The organism is Serratia sp. ASV30, from assembly GCF_016428815.1.
GTDB classification, from domain to species: domain Bacteria; phylum Pseudomonadota; class Gammaproteobacteria; order Enterobacterales; family Enterobacteriaceae; genus Chania; species Chania fonticola_C.
The window spans coordinates 1-310 of sequence record NZ_JAELTL010000257.1; the positions used below are offsets into that span (position 1 = coordinate 1).

Consider the following 310-nt stretch of genomic DNA (forward strand, 5'->3'; position numbering starts at 1 on the left):
CCCCCCCCCCCCCCCCCCCCCCCCCCCCCCCCCCCCCCCCCCCCCCCCCCCCCCCCCCCCCCCCCCCCCCCCCCCCCCCCCCCCCCCCCCCCCCCCCCCCCCCCCCCCTTTTAATGATCCGGCGACCCCCGAGATCTACACCCAGTTGGCATCGTCGGCAGCGTCAGATGTGTATAAGAGACAGGCACACTGGTGTTGCCCGCCTTGTCCGTCGCCGTGGTGGTCAGTGAATGCCCACCTTCTGGCAATGGCGTGGTCGGGGTAAATGCCCAGGCCCCGTTGCCGTCGGTCATCACCGAACCAATCAGTT

Annotated in this window: 1 protein-coding gene; it reads right to left on the minus strand. The window is 72.9% G+C overall.

Going from position 1 to position 310, the window contains the following annotated elements; translation table 11 throughout:
* Window positions 1-110 precede the first annotated feature (110 nt).
* On the minus strand, window positions 111-310 hold a 200-nt coding region (locus JHD74_RS26990; RefSeq protein ID WP_199063948.1), incomplete at its 5' end, for an Ig-like domain-containing protein.